The organism is Alteromonas sp. AWQ4_252, from assembly GCF_056158205.1.
This window is the reverse complement of sequence record NZ_JBSWSV010000001.1, coordinates 1,364,024-1,384,100: the sequence shown is the minus strand read 5'-3', so window position 1 is coordinate 1,384,100 and position 20,077 is coordinate 1,364,024. Positions and strand designations below refer to the sequence as shown.

Here is a 20,077-nt window from a genome sequence, read left to right as displayed (position 1 = left end):
CCGTTTTTTACGAAAGCTTTACAGTACCTAGTCACACATTTTCGAAATTTGCCCATACACTTAATTCAACGTATGAAAAAAGCATATCGCGTTTTTTCAGCTTTACCTGGCAACGAGCCACTATAAGCCGATACGTTCATTAAGTGGAGAGATATGATGAAAAAACTACTGATTGCGTCATTAATTAGCGGCATTCTTTTAGCTGGTGCTGCTATTGCAAAACCTGAGCACAAAGCACCTGAAGGCAGGGCTTTGTTGCACACGCTGCAACAATTGGATCTGGAAAAAGATCAGAAAAAGGCCCTAAGACAACTGGTTAGAGACTTTCACGAAGCACAAAAAAGTGAGAAAGACGGAGATCGTAAAGGCAAACGCCGTGGCGAACCTAAGGTTGACATGGCAGAGCTAAGTGAATCCGAAATTGCTCAACATGCTAGCGAAAAGTGGACAAAAATCAAAACCCATCGTTTGGCCATTGCAGAGCTTAAACACAATGCATGGCAGATACTAACCGACGCACAACGCTCTCAACTTGATGAGTTAATGGAAGAGAGAAAAGCCGAACGGCTAGAGCATATGGCTGCTAAGAAAGAAGAAGGTGAATTGCCAAGACCATTTTCTGAGCTTGATCTTAGCGAAGAGCAGGAAAGCCAACTAGCGGCTATTTTCACGTCTCATCGACCTCAAAAAGAGGCAGAGTACGAGGAAATGAAAGCCCTTAGAGAGCAAGAACAGGCTATCATCAGGCAAACAACCTTTGACGCTGAAGCCTTGTCTGCTTTGTTGGACAGCCACCAGCAGCAATTTGTTCAACACGCTGTAGAGCGCGCGCAGATGCATGCCAGTATTGTGGCCCTGCTTAGTGAGGAACAAATTGAAACTCTTAAAGACAATCGGCCTTTTCATGGACCGGGCAAGGGACGTCATCCACACAGCTAGTGTTACTAAAGAGTTACCTCGATAAAACAAAACAGCCCAAACCAGGGCTGTTTTTGTATTTAATATTCGGGTTTAAAGGGAGAGTAATCAGCAGAGAAAAACAACGGCGATGTAATGACTAAATCAGCAGTGGCTGACGTACACGCCACAGGAACATTCCACACCGAGCACAACCTGAGCAATGCCTTGACGTCTGGATCATGAGGTGCAGGATTTAGCGGGTCCCAAAAGAAAAACAAACCGTCGAGTTGTCCTTCTGCGATTAGCGCACCGATTTGTTGATCGCCACCTAATGGGCCGCTTTTATAACGCTTCACCTCTAACCCGGTATTGTCTGCAATGAGCCCACCCGTGGTTCCCGTTGCCACAAGATTGCATTGTTTTAACCCTTCGAGATGCTTTTTTACCCATGCCAGAAGCTCTGGCTTTTTATGATCATGAGCTACCAGTGCGATTGTTTTTTTATTCATTTTGTGTCCTTAAATAGTGCTTGTATAACTCAACGCCTCGATATGTATTCCAAACGTAAACTGTATGCTCGGCTAGGCTTAGGTGAAAACCGCTTAGAATTGCCAAAAACTGCTCACTAATCTTCGGGCATTGCACAAATAGTACGCTAACTGTCAACGCTTTGTCACAGTTTATCGATTAACTAAATAGGATCAATAAAAGTGCTACGACCAGATAAAATAATTATACATAAATATTGAATAATTATTCTAAATAGGTATTATAGCCCACGGTTTAGTAATCTCTGCAAAAACGATAGCTATTAAAAGTCAGCCTCTGCGCTGTTTTCTTTCGTTGAAGACGGAGAATTTGACAGGAAAATCTCATGATTCAATCAACCAGCAGGCCCGACCAGCAGGTTGTTAAGGTAAAACAGTTTAGCTCTCCCCTGGCTGGCTACACATCGTATATTCCATGCCGACGATTTGGTATGGGTGTGCGTTTGCAGTAGCACACTTTTTACCTTTGTACGCGACGCGAGTGAAAACCAGTATCCCTTTCATTCGTGTACAAAGGTAGAAAGTGATTTTTTTCGTTTTTTAAGTAATTAATCCCACTATGTTAAAAGTATCAATTATCGGAGCCAGTGGTTACACCGGGGCTCAACTCGTTGATTTAGTTCACCGTCATCCGACTATGGAATTGGCAGGTACCTACGTTTCGGAAAAAAGCGCCGATGCGAATAAATCCCTGGCATCACTTCATGGTCAGTATGCCCATTTAGCTGATTACACACTCACACCCATGCAGGACGGTTCATTGGGTGAACTGGCAAACACCATGGATCTAGTGTTTTTAGCCACCCCCCACGAAGCCAGCCATGACTGGATGCCAATACTGAGTAGTGGTAAGGCTAAAATTCTTGATTTATCCGGGGCGTTTAGAATTAAAGATGCATCAGTATTTGAGCAATTTTATGGTTTTCCTCATACCGCCACTGACAGTCTTGCGCAAGCAGTATATGGGTTAGCCGAATGGTATGCGGACGACATAGCTGCAGCTCATATTGTCGCTGTACCAGGCTGTTATCCCACTGCCGCGCTCAGTGCGTTGAAACCTCTTGTATCGAGCGACCTTTTAGATAATGGTATGCGGCCCATCATCAATGCCGTTTCTGGCGTGAGTGGTGCAGGTAGAAAGGCAGCGTTGGCAAACAGCTTTTGTGAAGTAAGCTTGCAGGCTTATGGCGTATTAGGGCATCGACATACCCCTGAAATCGAAGCTTGGTTAGGTACTGGCGTTATCTTCACTCCACACCTCGGCAACTTCAAGCGCGGTATACTTGCTACCATTACAGTGAAAGTTAAAGCTGGAACCACAGCAGCCCAACTTAATGACGCTTATTACAAGGCTTATGTAAATAAACCCTTGGTTCGGCTGCGCGACACATTTCCTAAAGTAGATGACGTCGTTAACACGCCTTTCGTAGATTTACACTGGAAATTCGATGAAACATCCGGATATGCAGTGATCACCAGCGCCATCGACAATACCCTTAAAGGCGCGGCATCTCAGGCTGTGCAATGTGCAAACCTGATAAGCGGATTTCCTGTATCAGCGGGGTTGTTAACAGCATGAACCTGCCTCCGATTGTAATAAAAGTGGGCGGCGCATTACTTGAAGATGAAGCCGCAGCCCTGAAACTTCTCGCTTCTGTTAAGCACGTCATGGCGCAACGGCCGGTTATTCTGGTTCATGGTGGCGGGCCGCTGGTCGAAACGCTTATGGCAGCATTGAATCTGCCTAGTCGAAAAATTGATGGGCTGCGTGTCACGCCTGACGAACACATGCCCTATATTTGCGGTACGCTGGCTGGTAGTGCAAACAAAGCATTATGTGCACTCTCAATTAAAGCGGAAGTGACACCAGTTGGACTGTCCCTGCTAGATGGCAATATGGTAACGTGCGAAGTGCTCGACGAAAAGTACGGAGCAGTGGGTGTGCCAGCCCCTGGAAGCCCAGCTCTGATAAACAGTATTATCGAGCAAAAACTGTTACCGGTGGTGAGCTCAATTGGCGCAAACAATCATGGGCGCTTACTGAATATCAACGCCGATCAGGCTGCTACCGTTGTTGCACAACTGGTCAACGGTGAACTGTTACTGCTATCTAACGTAAAAGGCGTTCTTGACGCACAGAAAAAGCTACTCAGCAGTCTTAATCAGTATCAAATTAACGCCCTGGTGGCTGAAGGTGTTATCACTGATGGCATGAAGGTCAAAACCGATGCAGCCTTGTTAGCAGCCAGCTCACTTGGCCGCCCGGTAACCATTGCCAGTTGGAGTGATGACATAAGCGCCATATTGAATCAGGACACAGGTACGCGCATCGCACCTTAGCGTATCTTTAGGAGAATAGAATGAAACAGGATTTACTGACATTTGCAAGCTGGTCTCCCGAAGAGGTTAAATCTCTATTGGAGCTAGCCGTTACGATTAAACAAACTCCCGCAGCTTATAATCAGGTACTGGCGGGTAAGTCTATCGTTGCATTATTTGAGAAACCATCACTTCGCACCCGGGTGAGTTTTGATATCGGGATCAACAAGCTCGGTGGTCATATGGTCTATCTCGACGCACAAAGCGGAAAATTGGCCGGCCGTGAAGATAACGTAGATACGGCTGCAAATCTTGCTTGTTGGGCAGATGCCATCGTTGCCAGAGTATTTTCTCATGAAACCCTGGAGCAATTCGCCGATGCAGCAAACGTTCCTGTGGTTAATGCGCTTTGTGATAAATATCATCCGTGTCAGGGACTTGCCGATTATTTAACGATGTTCGAAGCATTTGGGAAGACTGAAGGCCTCACCATGGCTTACATTGGCGACGGTAACAATGTTACCCACTCATTGCTCATTGTCGGTGCATTGTTGGGCTGTCATCAGGTCGTTGTTACGCCTGCTGGCCATGAAGCCGACCCAACTATCGTTGCCCAAGCACAGGAAATCGCAGCACATACTGGTGTAAAGATTGTGCAAAGCAACGATATTGACGCTGCTATTGGCGCGGATGTACTTTATGCAGACACATGGCTCTCCATGGGAGACGATACGCCATTGGAAGCCATAAAAGACAAGTTTATGCCCTATCAGGTCAATGAAGCCCTGATGGAAAAGACCGGTGCTAAATATGTCATGCATTGTCAGCCAGCTCACAGAGATCTGGAAATTACCGGCTCGCTCATCGACAGTGACAAATCACTGCTGATGCAAGAAGCGGAGAACAGAATGCATGCACAAAACGCCATATTAACTAAATTACTCGGTTCCTAAGAGGACAGCTTTAATGAAAAAAATTAACAAAGTAGTGCTCGCTTATTCAGGCGGGCTTGATACCTCGGCCATCATTCCATGGCTTAAAGAAAACTATGATTGTGAAGTTGTTGCTTTTGCAGCTGACGTTGGTCAGGGCGAAGAAGAGCTTGAAGGCTTGCACGAAAAAGCCATCGCTTCAGGTGCAAGTGAATGCTACATCGTCGACCTTAAAGAAGAGTTTGTTAGCGAATACATTTTCCCTACTATCACCACGGGTGCGGTTTACGAAGGCGAATATCTGTTGGGTACGTCAATGGCGCGTCCGGTAATTGCTAAGGCCCAGGTGGAAGTAGCGCGTAAAGTTGGTGCAGACGCGTTGTGCCACGGATGTACGGGTAAAGGAAACGACCAGGTCCGCTTTGAAAGTACTTTCGCAGCCCTGGCACCTGAGCTTCACGTAATTGCGCCATGGCGTGAATGGGACATGGTATCCCGTGAAGATTTGCTGGCGTACCTGGCAGAGCGAAATATTCCTACTACGGCATCAGCGACCAAAATTTACAGCCGTGACGCAAACGCATGGCATATTTCTCATGAAGGTGGCGAGCTTGAAGATCCATGGCAAGAGCCGACTAAAGGGGTATGGACCCTTACGGTCGACCCGGAAGATGCGCCAAATGAAGCTGAGCGCGTGACCCTGTCTTTCGAAGAAGGCAAACTGACCAAAGTAAATGATGAAGCCCTGTCTCCTTACCAGGCATTGGTTAAATTAAACACCATTGCAGCGGCCCATGGCGTTGGACGCATTGACATTGTAGAAAACCGCCTTGTGGGTATGAAATCCCGCGGATGTTACGAAACACCGGGCGGCACTGTTTTGCTAAAGGCGTATAAAGCGCTTGAAACCATGGTTTTAGACAAAGCTTCCTTTAAATACCGTGAGCAAATTGGCCTTGAATATTCTCACGTTATGTATGATGGCCGTTGGTTTACGCCTTTAAACGATGCACTGCTCGCAGGTGCTGCATCATTCGCAAAACGCGTGACCGGCGACATTGTTGTGAAACTTTACAAAGGTCAGGCTACTGTCACCCAACGTCGTTCACCTAACAGCCTGTATTCAGAAGACTTCGCGACTTTTGGTGCAGACGATGTATACGACCAGAGTCATGCTGAAGGCTTTATTCGCCTGTTCAGCTTGTCCAGCCGCATTGAAGCGCTGAAAAAGCAGTAGTCACAGGAGAATATCATGGCATTGTGGGGCGGCCGTTTCGCGGCAGGTAGTAGTAATATGTTCAGGCAGGTAAATGACTCCCTGCCCTTCGATCGGGTAATGGCAACGCAGGATTTGCAGGGGTCCATTATTTGGTCTCGCGGACTTAAAAAAGCCGGCGTGTTGACAGAAGACGAACAGGCAAAGCTGGAATCAGCTTTGCTTGAACTCAAAGCTCAAGCGGAAAACGGCGAACTGGATTTTGACGCCAGTGAAGAAGAAGACATTCACAGCTTTGTTGAAGCTGCACTCATCGACAAACTTGGTGATATTGGTCGTAAACTGCACACTGGCCGCAGTCGTAACGATCAGGTCGCTACAGATTTTCGTTTATGGGTACGCGAGCATGTTGATTCATTAAAAGCTGACTTAAAAGCGTTAATTCGATCTCTGCTTAACACTGCTAGCCGCCACCAGCAGGCCATTATTCCCGGGTACACCCATTTACAACGGGCACAACCCATTCATTTCGCACACTGGTGTCTGGCCTATGTTGAAATGTTTAAACGAGATCTCGACCGTATGCGAGACCTCAAGAAACGCATGAATCAGTGTCCGTTAGGCTCTGGTGCTCTGGCTGGCACGACTTATCCGGTAGATCGTGAAACATTGGCTGAAGAGTTAGGTTTCGATTCTCCCTGTCTCAACAGCTTAGATGCAGTGTCAGATCGGGATTTTGTGCTGGAACTACTGTTTTGTGCATCTACCAGTATGATGCACATTTCACGCATGGCAGAAGATCTTATCTTCTATAACTCCGGCGAAGCTGGCTTTCTACAATTAGGCGATGCTGTAACGTCGGGTTCCTCACTGATGCCTCAGAAGAAGAACCCGGACGCGCTGGAATTAATGCGTGGCAAATGCGGCCGCGTATTTGGCAGCCTTCAGGGGCTGCTGGTCACTATGAAAGGCCTACCGCTCGCATACAACAAGGATATGCAGGAAGACAAAGAAGGCGCTATTGATACCGTCAACCAATGGCATATTTGTTTGTGTATTGCAGTGGAAGTACTTGATTCACTCTCGCTTAATGAAGAGCGATGCCGTGAAGCAGCGACACAAGGCTTTGCCAACGCCACAGAGTTGGCCGACTACCTTGTTGGGAAAGGCATTCCTTTCCGTACTGGTCACGATATCGCCGGTAAAGTAGTGCTGGCAGCCATCGACAAGGGCTGCGCCATAGAAGATCTGCCGCTGGCTGATTTACAAGCCATCTGCGACGTTATTGGCGACGATGTATATCCGGTCCTGCAACTGGAATATGGCGTTAATCAACGCAATATTTTAGGTGGAACCAGTCATGAAACAGTGACTAAAGCACTGTATCAGGAACTGGAGAATCTGGACAAGCTGGAGTAATACAGTAATGGTGTTAGCTCATCATGACGGTATAAAGCTGTTTAGAAGCTCTTTGCCGTACATTAACGCACACAGAGGAAAAACCTTTGTGCTGATGTTTGGCGGTGAAGCCATAGAGCAAAATAACTTTGCCAACATTATTCACGATATCGCCTTGCTTGCCAGCTTAGGTGTGCGATTAGTGCTTGTCCATGGCGCAAGGCCACAAATTGACGAGCGCGTGGGTTTGCGCGGTATTGAAAGCCGTTTCCAGGATGGTGTGCGCATTACCGACAGACAAACGCTGGAATGTGTCAAAGACGCCGCGGGCTCAGTGCGAAGTCACGTTGAAGCGCTTCTCACAATGGGTTTACCCAATTCTCCCATGCACGGTGCACAAATTCGGGTATGTACCGGAAATCTCGTCGTTGCCAAACCCATGGGGGTGCGCGGTGGCGTCGACTTTGAAAGTACCGGACTGGTTCGCCGCATCGATACTACGGGTATAAGCGATCACTTGAACGATGGCTCTATTGTATTGCTTTCGCCCATGGGTTATTCCACCACGGGCGAAGTATTCAACTTGTCCCATGAGGATGTGGCAACACAGGCTGCCATCGCACTGAAAGCAGATAAAATAATTGTTTTCTCAAAGGACGACGGCATTCGCCACAACGATGGTAAGCTACTGCGCACCATCGAACGCCCACAGTTAGAACAGTTGATATTTGAAGAACAAATACAGACAGAAAATACCGTACTTAGCGCCCTGACAACCAGTGTTGCAGCCGGCGTACCTCGCGCGCATTGCATCAGTTATGAAACCGACGGCGCGTTACTGCAGGAACTTTTCACTCGTGATGGCGCCGGCTCTTTGGTACTGGAGCATCACTACGAACAGCTGCGGGGTGCGACCATCGAAGACGTGGGCGGCATCATCAATTTGATAAAACCTCTTGAAGAAAGTGGTGCATTAGTAAAGCGCTCTCGTGAACGTCTAGAAAATGAAATCAATCAGTTCATTATCATTGTTCGCGATGGGATGATAATAGCCTGCGCAGCTCTGTTTCTTTATCCAGACGAAGGAAAAGCAGAGTTGGCCTGTGTGGTTACTCACCCTGATTATCGGGGCAAAAGCCGCGCAGAACGCATTCTGGATGAAGTGAAACGCCGGGCATTAGATGCGGGCATTCACACACTGTTTGTATTAACAACACTAACAGCACACTGGTTTTTAGAGCATGGTTTCCGTCCGTCTGATTTAAGCGAGCTTCCACAGGCGAAAAAAGAGCTTTACAACTTTCAGCGCAATTCGAAGATATTCACGCTTGCACTTACCTGATGTGTTTTGCGGGGTGATGCAGTCTACTTTGTCGTGTGCCGGTTATGGCACACGACAAAGTAGACAAGTTTGTTTTACGAAGTAGTACCAGGCCGATATCTTAATTTCCAGATCGTCACCAGGTTCACTAAAATAAGTGTGGCTTCCAGCAATGCAGTACCCATTGAACCCACCAGTACATTATTGGTTAACCAACAAAGTGCGCCTACGATAAATCCAATGCGCATGGTGATGCCATGCAGACAAAATACTGCGTAAGTTCCGACACAGCTCCCCAAGATTGGAAACATATCCTCCCACTGTTCTGCGAGGAATACGCCCCATGTAAATGCTACGACAATGAAGAAAAAAGCCACCTGTTTGGAATTTGTCTTCAGGGAGACCCCCGTACGCAAGACTGCCAGTATCGCCCCTGCTGCGGCCGTCATCGCATTCAAGAAATAAAAATGTATTGCGTTATTGATATTCATGATGACCAACAAAATTTTTAGGCGCCGATCATCTCGTTGGTAAAAACAGGCGATACCAAGTGCGAAACTGAGAAAGCCCAGTGCCTGAACACCATCAAATTCTGGGAGCGTCATAGATAAAAAGACAAAGTGCGTTACAAACGGGAAACGTTATCAACGCTGCAACGGATGCGCAACAGACATTCACTTTCTAATCATCTTTCATTTCATATGTGGAATAAAAGAGCGGACATTCCCTTGTCCGCAAACAGGCTCGTCAAAGCTAATTGTGCTGACGGTGTTGTGTTCAACATAACTTTCTTTGACAGTAAAAACGCAAACAATAATCAACACCTTCGTATATAATAGCTATTTCAAAGAATATACCACTTCGACTTATAGCAATAATTTCAATACCTTATGAAAATTCACATTTATCTTAACCCCTAGCGAGAGCCTGAGGCGTAGCCAGACGAAGACGCGCGATACAGATATCTCTGCTTCAGCGCTTCTGCCTTTCGAATTAAGAGGGATTAAGAAAAAAATAACGGACAACAATCGTTTTACCGCACAAATTGATGATTAATTGAACAATATGCAGGTAAATTTTAAGAAGCTTCAACTGCTCTTGGTATTTGCATGTACCCATATACCGACGGTAACGCTATTTCTCGGCACTTCATCTTTTGCTTTAACTGATAGCCATGGAATACTTGCATTAAGGTGCCACAGTATGATGAGCTCCTATGCCTCAATGTGTTCTCAGCTGTCACCAGGTAATTATTTATGAAAATTAACGACAAATCCGGCTATCACCTTTATACACCTGACCCGAACCGCTACGAGAAAATGGTATATAAACGCTGCGGAAACAGCGGTATTTCGCTACCTCTCATCTCATTGGGCCTGTGGCACAATTTTGGTCACGCTGATAACTTGTTAAAAGGGCAGGACATTCTTCGCACCGCATTTGATTTAGGCGTGGTACATTTCGATCTTGCCAACAATTACGGCCCGCCTTATGGCGCTGCAGAAACGAACTTTGGCCGCTTATTCAATACAGATTTCGGTCCCTACAGAGATGAATTATTTATATCAAGTAAGGCTGGTTATGACATGTGGCCAGGCCCTTTTGGGAATTTTGGCTCTCGAAAGTACCTGATAAACAGTCTGGATCAAAGTCTCAAACGCATGAAACTTGATTACGTAGATCTTTTCTATCACCACCGTCCAGACCCAGAAACGCCATTGTATGAGACCATGTGTGCGCTGGATTATATTGTGCGTTCTGGCAGAGCCCTATATGTAGGTATATCTAACTACCCTGCCGAAATGGCAGCTGAAGCGATAGAAATCTTAGATTCACTGGGAACACCCTGTTTAATTCATCAAGCCCGGTACTCTATGTTCGATCGCTGGATTGAAGATGATCTACTAGATACATTAGCGCAAAAGGGGGTTGGCTGTATTGCATTTAGTCCGCTTGCACAGGGTATGTTAACCAATAAATATATCGACGGCATCCCAGAACGGAGCCGAGCTCACAGCCCTATGACTTACCTGCAAAGAGAAACCGTAGAACAACAACTGCCTAGGATTAAATCATTAAATGAAATCGCCCTGGCAAGAGGACAGTCGTTGAGTGACATGGCCATAGCGTGGCTCTTAAAAGACCGGCGCGTGTCTTCAGTGTTGGTGGGAGTAAGCAGTGCAGAGCAACTTAAGCAAAACGTTATGGGGTTAAGTAATACTCATTTCAGCGACGAAGAACTCAAGGCTATTGAGCACATACTAAAATAAAAAAGCCGTGCCAAGGCACGGCCAGACATCGTGAGATACTATAGTTTATATGCTCACACGCTTATACGGACGATACTCAGCTTGCCAGAAGTTCTTATCAATACTAATTTTTAATGCTTCATCTGACATTTCAAGTGCCAGGTCCTGTGCCATGGCAACTTTAGCTACTGCGAAAGCTATGTCTCTGCTCAGTGATGCAATTTGAGTCAGCGGTGGTAACAAACCACCTTGCTGAGTATTTGCTAAGGGAGATGCTTCGGCTAACGCGTTACTTGCCGCCATCAACATTTCATCACTTATGAGTTTAGCTTTGCTGGCAATCACACCCAGACCGATACCGGGGAAAATATAACTGTTGTTACACTGTGCGATGGGAAGGCGCTTCCCATTGTATTCAACTGGCTTAAAAGGGCTGCCGGTAGCGATTACCACTTCGCCTTCTGTCCACTCGATAACTTGTTCAGGGCGGGCTTCAACCTGACGAGACGGATTACTTAGTGGAAAGATGATGGGTAATTCACAATTGGCCTTCATTGCCCGGACAACCTGCTCCGTAAATAGCCCGGGCTGCCCGGATACACCTATGAGAACATCAGGTTTAGCACAGTGCATTACATCCAACAGTGATGGGTAATCGCCAGAAAAGCTCCAATTTTCAATGTGCTGCTTGGTTTGTTGTAACTTCTGCTGGAAATCACGCAGTCCTTCCATTCCCTCCGTTACCAGACCGAAGCGATCAATCATAAACACTTGTTGGCGAGCCTGAGCGTCAGAAAGCCCTTCTGAGACCATTTGTTGGATGAGCATTTCTGCGATACCACACCCCGCAGAGCCCGCGCCAACAAATACCACTTTCATTTCCGACAGCTTGCGTTGCGTGGTGCGACATGCTGCCAGAATAGTACCCAATGTAACCGCTGCTGTGCCCTGAATATCGTCGTTAAAACAACAAATTTCGTTGCGGTACCGTTTAAGTAATGGCATGGCATTAGGTTGGGCAAAATCTTCAAACTGAATCATTACCTCAGGCCAGCGCTTCTTCACCGCTTTAATAAACATATCTACGAATTCGTCGTAGTCTTCCTGCCCGATGCGAGGGTGTCTGGCCCCCATGTACATTGGGTCATTAAGCAATTTTTCGTTGTTGGTGCCGACATCGAGCATTACCGGTAATGTATAAGCAGGGCTAATACCTCCACAAGCGGTATACAGTGACAGCTTTCCGATTGGAATCCCCATCCCTCCTATACCCTGATCACCCAGGCCTAAAATTCGTTCTCCATCAGTAACGACAATGACTTTGACCTTGCGTTTAGTGGCATTGCGAACAATATCATCCAACTGATGACGCTCTTCCCAGGACACAAACAATCCCCGTGAACTGCGGTAAATGTCGGAAAATTGTTCACAGGCATCGCCTACGGTAGGCGTGTAAATAATGGGCATCATCTCTTCAATGTGAGACTGAATGAGGCGATAAAACAAGGTTTCATTGTTATCCTGAATAGCACGTAAATAAATGTGCTTATTCAGCGCATCGTCAAAAGAACTGTATTGTAAAAAAGCCCGTTCAACCTGCTCCTCAATAGACTCATACCTAGGCGGTAACAAGCCTGTGAGATTAAACGACGCACGTTCCATGGCCGTAAAGGCACTGCCCTTGTTTAACAAGGGCGTTTCCAGTAATGATGGGCCAGCGTGGGGTATATATAGATATCGGTTTGACTCGTCTGACATTGTTTTTCCGATTTATTGTTAGCAATTTAGCCCGACTAAAGAAAGTTCTCGCCTAAAAAATTTCCTCTGGCTCGGGCGCTGAATTTTCGTCACCTTGAGCTGGGTCAACCACTTCATCTTCGAGTACGAATACCTTCGGTTCAGTGCCCTGCTTAAAGTATTCGAATAGTGTCGTATGGTCTGTGCGTCTGGTCAACTTCCCTGTGGTTCGATCTATACGAACTCGTACCACTCCGTCGGGAATCGACATAGGCTGTTCAGCAACACCATCCAGCATTTTTTGCATAAACCTGATCCACGCAGGCTCAGCAGCTTTCGCACCATCTTCACCGCCAATCATAGCATTTCCAAACCAATTGAATTTTTCCGGATTGCGGTTTATCAGGTTTTGATTTCGGGTAGCTCTGCCCAAATTTCGATTCATGTCGTCAAATCCGACCCAAGCAGTTGCGATGATATCCCTATGAAATCCGCTGAACCACGTATCCCGGGCATCATTAGTAGTACCGGTTTTCCCAGACAAATCGTCTCGTTGTAAAATATTACGGGCCCGCCAACCGGTTCCCATCCAATAAGTTTTCTTGTTCCAACTGCCATTTGCGCGCACGCCAGTTCTCATCATATCAGCAACAAGAAATGCATTTTCTGCACTAATAACCTGAGGTGCTGAACGCTTTTCTGGTGAGTCAGCCCCGTTACTCGGAATAGCGGCAGCCAGACCACCTTCTTTATTCAACTGCACTTCAAGTAACGCTTCAAGGTTTTCCTCATGTTCAATGACATTGCCTTCTTCGTCGTGGCAAGGGTCACATGCCCAGGTTGGTTCTGTTTTCCACAGCACTTCACCCAGCTCGTTTTCCACCCGGTCAATGAAATACGGCGTGACGAGAAAGCCGCCGTTGGCGATCACCGATGTCGCCCTAACAACTTCAAGGGGTGTGTGTGAGCCTGAGCCTAAAGAAACCGTTTCGTCATTAGGGATCTCATCAGGGTCAAAACCAAATTTTGCCAAATGTTCTCTGGCTCTTTGTAACCCCACGCCGCGCATTAAGCGCACAGAAACCACGTTTTTGGATTTGCCCAACGCCACCCGCATACGAATAGGTCCATCGTATTCAGGAGGCGAATTTTGCGGACGCCAGGCTACTCCTGTCGATGCATCCCACTGATTAATCGGCGCATCATTGATTACTGATGCCAGTGTGTAGCCATTTTCTAAAGCGGCAGAATATATAAAGGGTTTGATATTCGAACCAACCTGACGTTTTGCCTGGGTCGCCCGGTTGAATTGACTCTGGTAAAAACTGTAGCCGCCCACCACAGCCTGTACTGCACCATTATGAGGGTTAAGGGCGACGAGAGCCCCGCTTACAGCAGGTATCTGTGACAACTTCCATAAATCGTCTTCTTTGCGGATGTACACCACTGCCCCTGGCGATAATATGTCACTTGTCACAGCAGGTTCTTTACCCTGCCGTGAATCAGTGATGTAAGGTCGGGCCCAGTCTAAACCTTCCCAGGTAAGTGCTATTGATTGCCCATTAAGGTCTAATACCTTTGCTGACTTTTCTTCAATTTCTGTGACAACGGCCGGCACCAGAGGATGGAAATGAGGAATACTATCCAGGGTGGATGTGATTTCATCGAGTGTCCAGTCGCCCTTTGGTTTTGATTCAATTTGCGGGATATCAGATGCTGTCTTTGCCTCTTCAGGACGATTCCACAACCACGTTACCGGCCCTCGATAGCCGTGTCGCTCGTCATAATCATGGAGGTTGCGCACTACCGCATGTTGGGCAGCCAGTTGAGTTTCTGCAGGTGCGGTAGCATAAACCTGATATCCACCGGTTTCTGCTTCTTCTTTGCCATACAACTCAACCATTTCATTATAAATATAATCTGCGAGATAAGGCGCATCCACATCAATTTCAGCGCCGTGTTTTCTGGCGGTCACCGGCGCAGAAACAGCTTCGTCAAATTCAGATTTGGTTATGAAGCCTTCATCAAGCATACGCAATAAAACGATGCGCCTGCGCTCCACCGAGCGCTCGGGCCGGCTAACAGGATTAAGTACAGATGGCGCCTGCGGTAACCCGGCAATCGTCGCTAATTGCGCCAGGGTGAGATCCTTTAAGTTCTTACCGTAATAGACTTGCGCTGCGGCACCAAATCCGAAAGCCCGGTGACCCAATTCAATTTTATTCAGATAAAGTTCGAGAATTTCCTCTTTCGACAATTCCTGTTCCATATGAATCGCAATGAACACTTCTTTAATTTTTCGAATGAAGGTTTTGTCCCTGGTTAGAAAAAAGCCCCTGGCTAACTGCATCGTTAATGTACTGGCACCCTGTTGCTTCTCCCCCGTGATCACCAGGTTTATTGCCGCTCTTACAACGCCGATGGGGTCGATTCCGTGATGATCATAAAAACGGCTGTCTTCAGTAGCGATGACAGCTTCGATTAATTTTTCCGGTACATCCTCAAGTTTTACTGGAATTCGCCGTTTAACTCCATATTGAGAAATCAATTTTCCGTCTTGAGTATAAATTCTCATAGGTGTCTGCAAACGAACGTCCTTCAGGACAGTGACGCTAGGCAGGTCAGATTTGATATAAAAATAAATACCAGTTAGTGCGGCAATTCCAAGAACGCCGCCTATAATTATCAGTAAAAATAGGGGTTTAATATACTTCACGAGGTTACAATTACCCAGAGTGTTGTGTCAGTTAGGCCGAAAAAATTATACCTATGTACCGGTAATAGAACCATACAGTTTAAATGTTTTACGATACATTCTACTTTAGAGCATTAATTTTCGAGATTCGGACGTCTACAGATGAAATCGCTGTTTAAGAAAAAGTTACCGCCTATTGTGGGCCTCGACATAGGTACGCGTCAAATAAAAGCTGTTCTTATTGAACGCACGGCAAAGGGGTTCGTGCTTCAGGCATATGCCTGTGAATCCATTGTAAAGCGAGCTTTCGCCGAACGGGAAATTAAAGATTTCGATGCCGTGAGTCTCACTCTGAAAAAAATTAAAAAAGTATTAAAAACAAAAGTTAAGTCTGTCTCTATTGCCGTTGCAGGATCATCCGCTTTAAGTAAAGTCGTGCACATGGACCCTGATCAAACAGATTTCGAGCTCGAGGGCCAAATTGAAATAGAAGCTGACAGCCTGATCCCGTACCCGCTGGAAGAGGTTTATCTGGATTTTGAAGAGCTAGGACCAAGTAAATCCCATCCCGGTAAAAACAATGTGTTACTTACCGCAGCCCACAAAGACATGGTTGACAGCCGTATAACACTTGTTCGAGAAATTCCCTTTGAGCCTAAAATTGTCGATATGGAAGGCTACGCGTTAGGCAATGCGTTGTTTTATTTTAACCCCATTGAAAGCGAAGACGAACGGGTGTGTTGTATCAATTTGGGGGCGTCACTGCTGCAACTTTGTGTGTGGCAGAGCGGAGAAGTTATTTATACAAAGGAACACGCCTTTGGCACAAATATGCTGATGCAGGATCTTGCGGCCATAAATATGCTGGATGCTGAAGAAGTTGAAAAACAAGTACTAGCTGGCTCACTTCCCGGTAATTGGGAACAAGATACCCTGCCGATTTTCGCAGCTAACTTGCAACAACAAATAAACCGCGCCATTCAAATGTACGTTTCTACTCTTCATGCAGAAAGGCCACAGCGAATATTATTATGCGGCGGCGGTGCTACCATTCCCTCTTTAGTAGAAGCGCTTCGACAGGATCTCGGCATGGAAGTTGATGTATTTAACCCTTTTGAAGACATGACTATCAACCCCAAACTAAATCTAGATAGATTGAATCAAATAGCACCACAACTGGCACTTGCTGCCGGGTTAGCCAGCCGGAGTTTTAGCGAATGGCACATGTAAACTTACTTCCCTGGCGGGAAAAACAACGGCAACAACAAAAACAAAATTATTTGGCCAGTTTGTTAGGCGTCGCCATGCTGGTTGGCGCTGTGTTTTGGCTTATTGGCCAGGCCATCGACAATCAAATCAACAATCAAAACTCCCGCAATAACTATCTCAAAAGAGAAATAGCGGCTCTTGATAGCCAAATTGCTGAAATCCAAAAAATCAAAGAAAGTAAAAAAGCCATCGAACAGCGCATGGCACTAATAGAACAGCTTCAAATTAGTCGGAACGTAGCGCCATCTGTTTTCGATGAGCTGGCTAAAATTGTTCCTGCCGGCGTGTCTTTCCTGTCAATGAAACGCAGAGGCAACAGTATTGAAATTCAAGGCTTAAGTGATTCGAATAACAGGCTATCTGATTTTATGCGTCGTTTGGAAAATTCAGAAGTTTTCACGGGTGGCGAACTCTCTTCCATAAAGGCGGATACATCCGCACGAGACGCGGTAAGCGATTTTACGTTAACGTTTTTTATTAGTCCCAGTGTATCTCCCAGGCTGGAACAGGCACCAACAGGAGCCAAGCCATGAGTTTTGACGTAAGCAAGCTAAAGGAACTCAACGAACTCGATTTTGACCAGGTGGCAATTTGGTCAAAAGAAGTGAAAATTGTTGTCGCCTTGTTTGTCATAATTGTAGTAGGAGCGTTGGGCTACTGGTTTATTGTTAAACCCAAGCTGCCAGTTTTAGATCAGGCTGAAATTGAAGAGCAGGAGCTGAAATTGCAGTTTCAGGCAAAATATCGTATCGCCGTTAACTTAAACGCGTACAAAGAGCAACTCAAACAAATAGAAGCTGACTTCTCGACTATGCTTCGTTCTTTGCCTACGAGTAACGAGACCCCAGGCTTACTCGACGACATTACTTACGTGGGCACTACCTCGGGCCTGACATTCAAGTTGTTAAACTGGCAGCAGGAAATTCCCAAAGAGTTTTATACTGAATTACCCATAGAAATTGAAGTTTCTGGCGGATACCACAATTTTGGGGCTTTTGTTTCAGAAGTTGCTGACCTGCCCCGCATTGTTACCCTTCACGATTTTGAAATTATTCATGAAGGCAATAGACTCAATTTACAAATGCAGGCCAAGACCTACCGCACATCGATGTCGGGGCAGCCGGAGGAAAAACAGTGATTACCATCAACCTTCGTTTTTTCCCAGCGCTGACTCTTTGTTTGCTTTGTAGTGCCTGCGCACCGAAGCTCGACGATTTGGTAGCCTACACAGACCAGGTAAAAGCCACGACAGTCGTTCAGGTAGATCCTTACCCTGAATTTACTTCACAGCCGGCTTTTAAGTACGCAGCAAGTTCATTTCGAAGCCCTTTTGCCCGACCTGAAGACCGCACTTCTCCGGTTGCAGCAGCCACAAGAAATAACTGTATTCAGCCTGATTTTGATCGAAAAAAAGAAAAATTAGAGAAGTATGGTCTTGATTCTTTAACGTTATCTGGCACATTTAGCACGCAAGGTGTACGCTGGGTATTGTTTAAGACAACCGAAGGTGCGCTTTTGAAAGCCCGAAAGGGGAATCACGTAGGTTTGTTTTATGGTGAAATCACACATATTGGTGATGACGCAATAACTATTGAACAATTGCTGCCCGATGGAGCGGGATGCTGGCAACGGGAAAAAACCACGCTGACGATGAACACGTCAGCAGGAGATAATAACAATGTCTGAGCGATACGTATTCAATAACCTATTTCTGCGGAGTAGAAAATGGGTTTGGGTTTATGGAAGCCTGTTGCCCTTTTTTGCGGGCGTATCTTTAGCGGAGCCGGCTCCGGCACCAGTGCAACAAACAGATGCCGTACTGGTAGATCCGTATGCAGAAGAAGAACAAATTTTTTCTACCACACTGACTAACATCGACTTTTCCCGTGAAAGCGGTAACCTTGCCGTTACCACACTTTCTTTTGATAACGATATTGTCAACGCGCAACTCATAGAAGCACAGGGGCGCCTGACTATTATGCTTCCTGAAACACAACTTGCCGATAACCAGCTGGTAGAGCTGGATGTTACCCAGTTCAGTACCAGCGTTAATACAATCGAAACCTTTCAAGAAGCCGACCATTCCACAATCGTTATTCAATACGACGGTAACGTACTGGCAAGACATCGCAAACAGGGTGATACACTACGTATTGAAATTCAGCCAATGTCCAAAGAAGAGTTGGCGGAGCTGGATCAGGACACGACCTATTCGGGCAAACCAATTTCCCTTGATTTTCAGGATGTGCCTGTACGCCAGGTACTGCAAATCATCGCGCAAACTAATGGCTTTAACCTGGTAACCACCGACACCGTCACCGGGAATGTCACGATTCGCTTAGAAGGTGTTCCATGGGATCAGGCCCTTGCAATGATCCTCAAAATCAAAGGACTTGATAAGCGAATGGAGGGGAATATTTTGCTGGTTGCCCCTGCCGAGGAGCTTACAGCACGAGAAACAGCACAATTACAATCAGTTAAACAGAAATCAGATTTGGCCCCCCTGCAAACGGCTAATATCACAGTAAACTATGCGAAAGCAGAAGTACTCGCTGCGATTTTAAAATCTCAGGATGGCGGTATTCTGTCTGAACGTGGGTCGGTAACTGTAGACGAGAGAACCAATACGTTACTCATACGCGATACCCAGTTCTCCATCGATGAGGCAAGAGACGTTGTTAATGCGCTGGATATTCCAGTGAAACAAGTTCTGATTGAATCCCGTATGGTTACGGTGCGAGATAATGTAGATGAAGAGTTAGGCGTGCGCTGGGGCTTTACTGATACCCAAAGCAATGGTGCAATTTCTGGCTCCATTGAAGGTGCAGATTCCGCGTCGTCGGGCGTCGTACCGTCCATAGATAACAGACTAAATGTAAACTTACCGGTTTCCAGTACATCCGCCGGGCGGATTGGGTTCCAAATAGCTGAATTGGTGGATGGTACCATCCTCGATTTAGAGCTTTCTGCATTGGAATCGGAAAACAAAGGCGAAATCATCGCCAGTCCGCGAATTACTGTGGCTAACCAACACGAAGCCTACATTGAACAGGGTACAGAAATACCTTATGTGCAGGCTACCTCAAGTGGTGCCACATCTGTAGAGTTCAAGAAGGCCGTATTGAGTTTGCAAGTCACGCCTCATATTACGCCGGACAACCGGATTATACTTGATTTAGTTGTCACCCAGGACACCCGCGGGGAAACAGTTACAACGCCAACTGGGCCAGCAGTCGCTATTGATACCCAGGAAATTAAGACTCAGGTATTGGTAGACAATGGTGAAACTGTGGTATTGGGTGGTATCTTCCAGCAAACCAATACCGATGACATTACAAAAATTCCACTTTTCGGCGATTTGCCTGTAGTGGGTAATCTGTTTAAAAATACCTCTACGGTTTACCAAAAACGGGAGCTGCTAATTTTTGTAACGCCCAAAATTGTCACTGAATCATTGTAAAATGACTCTCTAAAGTCAAAATTTGAGTAGAAG

At 46.2% G+C, this 20,077-nt stretch carries 18 protein-coding genes; 14 read left to right on the top strand and 4 right to left on the bottom strand.

The window, feature by feature from the left end; translation table 11 throughout:
• Nucleotides 1–153: 153 nt before the first annotated feature.
• Nucleotides 154–939: a Spy/CpxP family protein refolding chaperone gene (locus tag ACXACM_RS05975; protein ID WP_474820456.1), complete on the top strand. Its 786-nt coding sequence runs from the start codon at nucleotides 154–156 to the stop codon at nucleotides 937–939.
• Between the two features lie 59 nt (nucleotides 940–998).
• Here the strand turns inward: ACXACM_RS05975 and ACXACM_RS05970 are convergent, their stop codons facing one another.
• Nucleotides 999–1,409, bottom strand: a complete 411-nt coding sequence (locus tag ACXACM_RS05970; protein ID WP_474820455.1) for a methylglyoxal synthase — start codon at nucleotides 1,407–1,409, stop codon at nucleotides 999–1,001.
• Between the two features lie 365 nt (nucleotides 1,410–1,774).
• Here ACXACM_RS05970 and ACXACM_RS05965 point away from each other — a divergent pair, with 365 nt between their 5' ends.
• From ACXACM_RS05965 to argA, 7 genes are all read left to right on the top strand, one after another.
• A complete protein-coding gene (locus ACXACM_RS05965; RefSeq protein WP_474820453.1) occupies nucleotides 1,775–1,900 on the top strand; it encodes a hypothetical protein in 126 nt (41 codons plus the stop codon).
• Nucleotides 1,901–2,007: 107 nt separating this feature from the next.
• Nucleotides 2,008–3,027, top strand: coding sequence for an N-acetyl-gamma-glutamyl-phosphate reductase (gene argC / locus ACXACM_RS05960; protein WP_474820452.1), 1,020 nt, complete (start codon nucleotides 2,008–2,010; stop codon nucleotides 3,025–3,027).
• Nucleotides 3,024–3,788: an acetylglutamate kinase gene (gene argB, locus ACXACM_RS05955; protein WP_474820451.1), complete on the top strand. Its 765-nt coding sequence runs from the start codon at nucleotides 3,024–3,026 to the stop codon at nucleotides 3,786–3,788. The genes argC and argB overlap by 4 nt, the downstream gene beginning before the upstream one ends.
• A gap of 20 nt (nucleotides 3,789–3,808) precedes the next feature.
• Nucleotides 3,809–4,720 carry an ornithine carbamoyltransferase gene (locus ACXACM_RS05950; RefSeq protein WP_474820449.1) on the top strand — a complete coding sequence of 304 codons (912 nt, stop codon included), beginning with the start codon at nucleotides 3,809–3,811 and terminating at the stop codon, nucleotides 4,718–4,720.
• A 13-nt stretch (nucleotides 4,721–4,733) separates the two neighbouring features.
• Entirely contained in the window at nucleotides 4,734–5,936 is a 1,203-nt protein-coding gene (locus ACXACM_RS05945) for an argininosuccinate synthase (protein ID WP_474820447.1), read from the top strand.
• Between the two features lie 15 nt (nucleotides 5,937–5,951).
• On the top strand, nucleotides 5,952–7,334 hold the full coding sequence (argH, locus tag ACXACM_RS05940) for an argininosuccinate lyase (protein WP_474820446.1): 1,383 nt from the start codon (nucleotides 5,952–5,954) through the stop codon (nucleotides 7,332–7,334).
• A gap of 7 nt (nucleotides 7,335–7,341) precedes the next feature.
• Nucleotides 7,342–8,655: an amino-acid N-acetyltransferase gene (gene argA, locus ACXACM_RS05935; protein ID WP_474820445.1), complete on the top strand. Its 1,314-nt coding sequence runs from the start codon at nucleotides 7,342–7,344 to the stop codon at nucleotides 8,653–8,655.
• A gap of 74 nt (nucleotides 8,656–8,729) precedes the next feature.
• Here the strand turns inward: argA and ACXACM_RS05930 are convergent, their stop codons facing one another.
• Entirely contained in the window at nucleotides 8,730–9,239 is a 510-nt protein-coding gene (locus ACXACM_RS05930) for a YgjV family protein (protein ID WP_474820444.1), read from the bottom strand.
• Nucleotides 9,240–9,890: 651 nt separating this feature from the next.
• On the opposite strand from ACXACM_RS05930, the gene ACXACM_RS05925 reads away from it, so the two are divergent.
• A complete protein-coding gene (locus ACXACM_RS05925; protein ID WP_474820443.1) occupies nucleotides 9,891–10,904 on the top strand; it encodes an aldo/keto reductase in 1,014 nt (337 codons plus the stop codon).
• 45 nt (nucleotides 10,905–10,949) lie between these two features.
• Here the strand turns inward: ACXACM_RS05925 and ACXACM_RS05920 are convergent, their stop codons facing one another.
• Together ACXACM_RS05920 and ACXACM_RS05915 are read right to left on the bottom strand one after the other, a co-directional pair.
• Entirely contained in the window at nucleotides 10,950–12,641 is a 1,692-nt protein-coding gene (locus ACXACM_RS05920) for an NAD-dependent malic enzyme (protein ID WP_474820442.1), read from the bottom strand.
• A 52-nt stretch (nucleotides 12,642–12,693) separates the two neighbouring features.
• A complete protein-coding gene (locus tag ACXACM_RS05915) occupies nucleotides 12,694–15,336 on the bottom strand; it encodes a penicillin-binding protein 1A (RefSeq protein ID WP_474820440.1) in 2,643 nt (880 codons plus the stop codon).
• A gap of 141 nt (nucleotides 15,337–15,477) precedes the next feature.
• On the opposite strand from ACXACM_RS05915, the gene pilM reads away from it, so the two are divergent.
• The 5 genes from pilM to ACXACM_RS05890 are packed head-to-tail and all read left to right on the top strand — an operon-like array spanning nucleotide 15,478 to nucleotide 20,044.
• Nucleotides 15,478–16,545 carry a type IV pilus assembly protein PilM gene (pilM, locus tag ACXACM_RS05910; protein ID WP_474820439.1) on the top strand — a complete coding sequence of 356 codons (1,068 nt, stop codon included), beginning with the start codon at nucleotides 15,478–15,480 and terminating at the stop codon, nucleotides 16,543–16,545.
• Nucleotides 16,533–17,117, top strand: coding sequence for a PilN domain-containing protein (locus ACXACM_RS05905; protein ID WP_474820437.1), 585 nt, complete (start codon nucleotides 16,533–16,535; stop codon nucleotides 17,115–17,117). Before pilM ends, ACXACM_RS05905 begins: the two co-directional genes overlap by 13 nt.
• Entirely contained in the window at nucleotides 17,114–17,722 is a 609-nt protein-coding gene (locus ACXACM_RS05900) for a type IV pilus inner membrane component PilO (protein WP_474820436.1), read from the top strand. The genes ACXACM_RS05905 and ACXACM_RS05900 overlap by 4 nt, the downstream gene beginning before the upstream one ends.
• The gene (locus ACXACM_RS05895; protein WP_474820435.1) at nucleotides 17,719–18,270 is read left to right on the top strand and encodes a pilus assembly protein PilP; all 552 of its coding nucleotides are present in this window, start codon (nucleotides 17,719–17,721) and stop codon (nucleotides 18,268–18,270) included. The genes ACXACM_RS05900 and ACXACM_RS05895 overlap by 4 nt, the downstream gene beginning before the upstream one ends.
• On the top strand, nucleotides 18,263–20,044 hold the full coding sequence (locus ACXACM_RS05890; RefSeq protein ID WP_474820434.1) for a type IV pilus secretin PilQ: 1,782 nt from the start codon (nucleotides 18,263–18,265) through the stop codon (nucleotides 20,042–20,044). The genes ACXACM_RS05895 and ACXACM_RS05890 overlap by 8 nt, the downstream gene beginning before the upstream one ends.
• Nucleotides 20,045–20,077: the final 33 nt, after the last annotated feature.

Bases quoted from the DNA above. Each gene is read 5' to 3' on its own strand.
- ACXACM_RS05975 (WP_474820456.1), top strand. From the start codon at position 154: ATGATGAAAAAACTACTGATTGCGTCATTAATTAGCGGCATTCTTTTA.
- ACXACM_RS05970 (WP_474820455.1), bottom strand. From the start codon at position 1,409: ATGAATAAAAAAACAATCGCACTGGTAGCTCATGATCATAAAAAGCCA.
- ACXACM_RS05965 (WP_474820453.1), top strand. From the start codon at position 1,775: ATGATTCAATCAACCAGCAGGCCCGACCAGCAGGTTGTTAAGGTAAAA.
- argC (WP_474820452.1), top strand. From the start codon at position 2,008: ATGTTAAAAGTATCAATTATCGGAGCCAGTGGTTACACCGGGGCTCAA.
- argB (WP_474820451.1), top strand. From the start codon at position 3,024: ATGAACCTGCCTCCGATTGTAATAAAAGTGGGCGGCGCATTACTTGAA.
- ACXACM_RS05950 (WP_474820449.1), top strand. From the start codon at position 3,809: ATGAAACAGGATTTACTGACATTTGCAAGCTGGTCTCCCGAAGAGGTT.
- ACXACM_RS05945 (WP_474820447.1), top strand. From the start codon at position 4,734: ATGAAAAAAATTAACAAAGTAGTGCTCGCTTATTCAGGCGGGCTTGAT.
- argH (WP_474820446.1), top strand. From the start codon at position 5,952: ATGGCATTGTGGGGCGGCCGTTTCGCGGCAGGTAGTAGTAATATGTTC.
- argA (WP_474820445.1), top strand. From the start codon at position 7,342: ATGGTGTTAGCTCATCATGACGGTATAAAGCTGTTTAGAAGCTCTTTG.
- ACXACM_RS05930 (WP_474820444.1), bottom strand. From the start codon at position 9,239: ATGACGCTCCCAGAATTTGATGGTGTTCAGGCACTGGGCTTTCTCAGT.
- ACXACM_RS05925 (WP_474820443.1), top strand. From the start codon at position 9,891: ATGAAAATTAACGACAAATCCGGCTATCACCTTTATACACCTGACCCG.
- ACXACM_RS05920 (WP_474820442.1), bottom strand. From the start codon at position 12,641: ATGTCAGACGAGTCAAACCGATATCTATATATACCCCACGCTGGCCCA.
- pilM (WP_474820439.1), top strand. From the start codon at position 15,478: ATGAAATCGCTGTTTAAGAAAAAGTTACCGCCTATTGTGGGCCTCGAC.
- ACXACM_RS05905 (WP_474820437.1), top strand. From the start codon at position 16,533: ATGGCACATGTAAACTTACTTCCCTGGCGGGAAAAACAACGGCAACAA.
- ACXACM_RS05900 (WP_474820436.1), top strand. From the start codon at position 17,114: ATGAGTTTTGACGTAAGCAAGCTAAAGGAACTCAACGAACTCGATTTT.
- ACXACM_RS05890 (WP_474820434.1), top strand. From the start codon at position 18,263: ATGTCTGAGCGATACGTATTCAATAACCTATTTCTGCGGAGTAGAAAA.